At 55.3% G+C, this 6,020-nt stretch carries 4 protein-coding genes; all 4 read left to right on the forward strand.

The annotated features are described in order from the left end of the window. Positions 1–19 precede the first annotated feature (19 nt). Positions 20–1,411: a M20/M25/M40 family metallo-hydrolase gene (locus ACILP4_RS08735; protein ID WP_395620336.1), complete on the forward strand. Its 1,392-nt coding sequence runs from the start codon at positions 20–22 to the stop codon at positions 1,409–1,411. A 147-nt stretch (positions 1,412–1,558) separates the two neighbouring features. Further along, positions 1,559–2,521: a malate dehydrogenase gene (gene mdh, locus ACILP4_RS08740; protein WP_395620337.1), complete on the forward strand. Its 963-nt coding sequence runs from the start codon at positions 1,559–1,561 to the stop codon at positions 2,519–2,521. A gap of 29 nt (positions 2,522–2,550) precedes the next feature. Further along, positions 2,551–3,435 carry a succinate--CoA ligase subunit alpha gene (gene sucD, locus ACILP4_RS08745; protein ID WP_395620338.1) on the forward strand — a complete coding sequence of 295 codons (885 nt, stop codon included), beginning with the start codon at positions 2,551–2,553 and terminating at the stop codon, positions 3,433–3,435. A gap of 147 nt (positions 3,436–3,582) precedes the next feature. Beyond that, a partial coding sequence (locus ACILP4_RS08750; protein ID WP_395620339.1) for a 2-oxoglutarate dehydrogenase E1 component occupies positions 3,583–6,020 on the forward strand: 2,438 nt, incomplete at its 3' end.

A 6,020-nucleotide genomic window follows, 5' to 3' on the forward strand; every position in this document is an offset into this window, starting at 1 on the left:
TGCCCCAAAAGGGAGAGAGATGATGCGACGGAAGACTTTATTATTTGCTGGCTTGTTGGCTCTAACGACGACGGCAAATGCGCAGGTACCAAACCCAAAGTATGCCACAGAGCGTGATCTGTTTGCAAAAATTGTCGAAATTCCGACGGTAGAGGGGCAACCCACAGAATTCAAAAAACTGACCAGCCTGTTAACGTCAGAATTCCGCAAAGCTGGTATCACTAATGTCATCGTCAAAGATCATGATAATACCCAGACATTAATCGCGCGTTGGCCCGCAGCCAAGCCTTCGGGGGAAAAACCCATCTTGCTTATGGCGCATATGGACGTCGTTGCGGCTAAGGCAAGCGATTGGAAATATCCGCCGTTCCAGTTCCGCGAAGAAGGTGGCTATTATCTGGGTCGCGGTTCAAATGATAATAAGGCCGCGCTGACGGGGATTGTCCTTGCGCTACAATATTTGCGTGCCGAAAAGTTTGCGCCGACGCGCGATATCATCGTGCTGTTTACTGGTGACGAAGAAACCACTGGTAACGGTGCACGGCGCGCGACAAGTGAATGGCGCGACCTAATTGACGCCGAATATGCATTGAATGGCGATGCAGGTGGCGGGTCGGTATTTCCCGACGGACGGGTCGAAGGCTTCGGCATACAGATTGCCGAAAAAACCTATGCTGATTTTCGCCTGACAGCTGTCAATCGTGGCGGGCACAGCAGTGTGCCGCGGCCTGACAATGCGATCTATGCGCTTGCCAACGCATTGACAGCGGTTGAGGAGCATCGCTTCCCTGCGATGATCAACGACGCCACACGCGCCAGTTTTGACATGCTCGCGAAGGGTGACAGCGGCCAATATGGAGAGCTTCTGCGCCGATTTCTTGCCGACCCGCAGGACCGCGAAACCGCGGACCTGTTGGAGACCATGGACCCCGGCAGTACGCGCACACGCTGTGTTGCGACCATGCTGTCTGGCGGGCATGCGCCCAACGCTTTGCCACAAAAGGCCGAAGCCAATGTTAACTGCCGTATTTTTCCCGGTGTTAAAATTGAAGACATCCGGCAGCAATTGCAGACCCTATCGGGATCAGATGTGACCGTTTCCGCGGTGGAAGGATCGCAGACCCCTGAAACCGCACCATCACCGATGCGCGACGACATACTGCAGGCCTATCGGGCCGCGGTTAGCACACGTTTCCCTAATGCGCCCGTCCTGCCGTTCCAGTCCGCTGGCGCCACCGATGGCGCTTTTTTGCGCGCCGCCGGTATCCCTGTTTATGGCTTTGGCGGTCTATGGGGCATAGTCGGTCAGCAGGAAGGCGCACATGGTTTAGATGAGCGCGTTTGGGCGGAAGGTTTTCACGGCCAAATACCCATTTGGATGGAGATGTTACGCAGGGTAGCTGGGACCTGAAGTGCGCATTTCTATTTATTAACGCTATTGCGAACTATTATCATAAAAACCCTTGGTTTTGGAGCTTTATTGGGTTGTTATCCACAGCGATTCGGCGTAACGCCACCTTAATTCCGCTATAAAGCCCTAAGGGAAGGACAGTTTTTCATGGCTCGCAAGAAAATTGCACTCATCGGCGCCGGTAACATCGGTGGCACTCTCGCCCATCTCGCAGCATTAAAGGGCCTTGGTGACATCGTCCTTTTCGACGTTGTTGAGGGCGTTCCCCAAGGCAAGGCTCTGGATCTGTCGCAATGCGGTCCTGTTGAAGGTTTTGACGCCACAATCACTGGCACTAATGATTATGCCGACATCGCGGGCGCAGATGTCATCATCGTCACCGCTGGCGTCGCGCGCAAGCCCGGCATGAGCCGCGATGATTTGTTGGGAATTAACCTGAAGGTGATGAAGGCAGTCGGCGAAGGCATTGCAGCCAACGCGCCAAACGCTTTTGTCATCTGCATCACCAACCCGCTCGACGCGATGGTTTGGGCGTTACGCGAATTTTCGGGCCTTCCGCACAATATGGTGGTCGGCATGGCCGGGGTTCTAGACTCGGCACGCTTCAGCCATTTCCTCGCGGATGAATTCAACGTGTCGGTGAAGGACGTAACCAGCTTTGTGCTGGGCGGCCATGGCGACACTATGGTTCCCGTCATTCAATACTCAACGGTCTCGGGTATTCCTGTGCCTGACCTGATCGCGATGGGCATGTCCACCCAGGAGCGCATAGACGCCATCGTCCAACGCACGCGCAGCGGCGGCGGCGAAATTGTCGCCTTGCTAAAAACTGGCTCTGCTTATTACGCACCCGCCACCAGCGGCATCGCGATGGCAGAGGCCTATCTGTACGACCAAAAACGCGTCCTTCCTGCGGCAGTCCATTTGACCGGCCAATATGGCGTCGACAATCTATATGTCGGTGTTCCAGTGATAATCGGCGCAGGCGGCGTTGAAAAGATCGTCGAAATCGCACTGGATGACGAAGCCAAATCCAACCTCGCCGTCAGCGTAGATGCGGTGAAGGAGCTGCTGGTGGCATGTAAAGCCATCGACCCGTCGCTGAACTAAGCGCAAACCAAAGATTTCAGGAGACGTTTGTGAGCATCCTAGTCAATAAAAACACCAAGATCATCACGCAGGGCATGACCGGCGCGACGGGCACATTTCATACCGAACAAGCGCTCGCTTATGGATCGCAAATGGTCGGCGGCGTCACCCCTGGCAAGGGCGGAACAACGCATATCGGTCTGCCGATGTTCGATACCGTACTTGAAGCGAAAGAAGCCACAGGCGCAGATGCTTCGGTTGTGTATGTCCCGCCACCCTTTGCGGCAGACTCAATCCTTGAAGCCATCGATGCAGAAATTCCATTGATCGTCTGCATCACCGAAGGCATTCCGGTACTCGATATGGTCAAGGTAAAGCGCGCGCTTTCAGGCTCTAAATCGCGCCTTATCGGTCCCAACTGCCCAGGCGTATTGACGCCGAACGAATGCAAAATCGGCATTATGCCCGGCAGCATTTTTTCGGCAGGATCGGTAGGCGTTGTGTCGCGTTCTGGCACATTGACCTATGAAGCCGTATTCCAGACCACAGCAGAAGGCCTTGGCCAAACGACTGCGGTCGGCATTGGTGGTGATCCGGTTAACGGCACAAACTTCATCGACTGCCTTGAGCTATTCCTCGCGGATGATGCCACTAAGTCAATCATCATGATTGGTGAAATCGGCGGTAGCGCAGAAGAAGAAGCAGCGCAGTTCCTAATCGATGAAGCCAAAAAGGGCCGCAAAAAGCCAATGGCTGGCTTCATCGCCGGACGCACGGCTCCTCCAGGCCGCCGGATGGGCCATGCAGGCGCGATCGTATCGGGCGGCAAGGGCGACGCCGAGAGCAAGATTGCAGCCATGGAAGCCGCGGGCATCCGCGTATCGCCATCGCCATCCTTGCTCGGCAAGACATTGGTAGAAGTATTGAAGGGTTAAGTAGCGCCCCCTCGCCGAAACGGGGAGGGCCATGCGCAGCATAGCGGTGGGGCACCCGCCAAATAGCGAGAGCTTGAACGCACGTGCCCTTCCGTCAGTCCTGCGGACCGCCACCTCCTCGACGTGGGGAGGATTTGGAGAAGAAAAATGGGCTTAGAAAACCAGGATTTCGAAGTAGAGCGGGGCCCCAGCTGGGAACGCGCCAACTGGCCATTGTCAGCAACTGACGATTTGACGGCATCGCTCGACCCCACGCAAATGGCGGTCGAAGTGAAGGCTGCGGCCAAGGCAGCAGGCAAACCCATGGCCGAGGCTGACGCCGTTGCTGCGGCGAGCGATTCTATTCGCGCGATGATGCTGGTACGCACATACCGCGTGCGCGGGCATCTGGCGGCCAATCTCGATCCGCTTGGCTTATCGAAGCAAGACATTCCTGCTGACCTGACGCCTGAATATCATGGCTTTTCTAGCGCCGACCTCGACAAGCGCGTATATGTTGGCGGCACGCTTGGGCTTGAGTGGACCACGGTGCGCGAGCTCGTAGATACGCTGCGCGCCAATTATTGCGGGCCGGTAGGTCTTGAATATATGCATATTTCCGACGTGGAAGAGCGCCGGTTTCTGCAAGAAAGGATGGAGGGCAAGGATGCCGCCATCCAGTTCACGCCAGAGGGCAAGAAGGCGATACTCGGCAAGGTTATAGAAGCCGAGCAATATGAGAAATTCCTTGGCCGCAAATATGTAGGCACGAAGCGTTTCGGCCTTGACGGTGGCGAGTCCATGATCCCGGCGCTCGAAGCTGTTATCAAATATGGTGGCCAGCTTGGCGTGCGTGAAATCGTCTATGGTATGCCGCATCGTGGCCGTTTGAACGTGCTCGCCAATGTGATGGCCAAGCCCTATCGCATCATCTTCCACGAATTTTCAGGTGGCAGCGCCAACCCTGATGATGTCGGTGGTTCAGGTGATGTGAAATACCATCTTGGCACCAGCACCGACCGCGAATTTGACGGTATCAAGGTGCATATGAGCCTTGTACCGAACCCTTCGCATCTTGAAGCCGTAAACCCCGTTGTCTTGGGGAAGGTGCGCGCCAACCAGACGGCGCGCGACGATTTGGGCAAGCATGAGCAAGTGTTGCCTGTGCTGCTCCACGGTGATGCCGCCTTTGCTGGCCAGGGCATTGTATGGGAATGCCTCGGCTTCTCCGGCATTCGTGGGTATAATACAGGTGGATGCCTGCACTTCATCGTCAACAACCAGGTCGGTTTTACCACTAGCCCACAATATGCGCGATCATCGCCTTATCCGTCCGATGTAGCCAAAGGTGTTCAAGCGCCTATTTTCCACGTCAATGGCGATGATCCCGAAGCGGTGACATTCGCATGCAAAATTGCGATTGAATTCCGCCAGACATTCCACCGCGATATCGTGATCGACATGTGGTGCTATCGCCGCTTTGGCCATAATGAGGGCGACGAACCCGGCTTTACGCAGCCATTGATGTACAAAGTCATCAAAAACCATCCGGCCGTAAGTGCTCTGTACGCACAACGTCTTCAAGCCGAAGGCGTGATCGACGCCAATTGGCCCAATGAACACGCGATGCGCTTTGTCCAAGCGCTTGAGCAAGAGTTTGCGAGTGCAGCAGACTATAAAGCCAACGCCGCTGATTGGTTTGGTGGCCGTTGGTCAGGCCTGTCGAAGCCCGCTGATCCAGAAACTGCGCGACGCAACGTCCCAACTGGTATCACGCGCAAATTGTTCGACAGCCTTGGTCGCACGCTGACGACGGTACCCGAAGGCCACAACATCCATCCGACATTAAGCCGCGTGCTTGATGCCAAGAAGACGATGTTCAGTTCTGGGGAAAGTTTCGACTGGGCAACCGGCGAAGCGCTCGCTTTTGGTTCGCTGCTTTCGGAAGGCTATGGCGTGCGTTTGTCTGGCCAAGATTCAGGCCGAGGCACTTTTAGCCAGCGGCATGGCGTCTGGGTCGATCAAACGACAGAAGAAAAATATGTGCCGCTGTCCACCTTGCCACATGGGCGTTTTGAAATCTTGGACAGCCCCTTGTCCGAATTTGGTGTGTTGGGCTTTGAATATGGCTATGCCGGAGCAGAGCCGAAAACATTGGTCCTTTGGGAAGCGCAATTTGGCGATTTCGTGAACGGCGCACAAACCATGATTGACCAGTTCATTGCGTCAGGTGAAGCCAAATGGCTGCGCGCCAATGGCCTCGTAATGCTGTTGCCGCATGGCTATGAGGGTCAGGGGCCGGAGCATAGCTCGGCACGGCTGGAGCGCTTCCTGCAATTATGCGCGGAGGACAATATCCAGGTCGCCAATTGCACTACGCCGGCTAACTATTTCCACTTGCTGCGCCGGCAAATGGCACGACCATTCCGCAAACCGCTCATTGTTATGACGCCAAAGTCGCTTTTGCGTCATAAGCTCGCGGTTTCCAGGGCTGAGGACTTCCAAGGCGAAAGCCACTTCATGCGGATATTGTCCGACATGAATGCACCTGCCGACAAGGATGTGAAACGGCTGATATTATGCTCCGGAAAGGTCGCTTACGACCT

Origin of the sequence: Sphingorhabdus sp., from assembly GCF_044239045.1 — a bacterium.
Lineage (GTDB): Bacteria > Pseudomonadota > Alphaproteobacteria > Sphingomonadales > Sphingomonadaceae > Sphingorhabdus_B.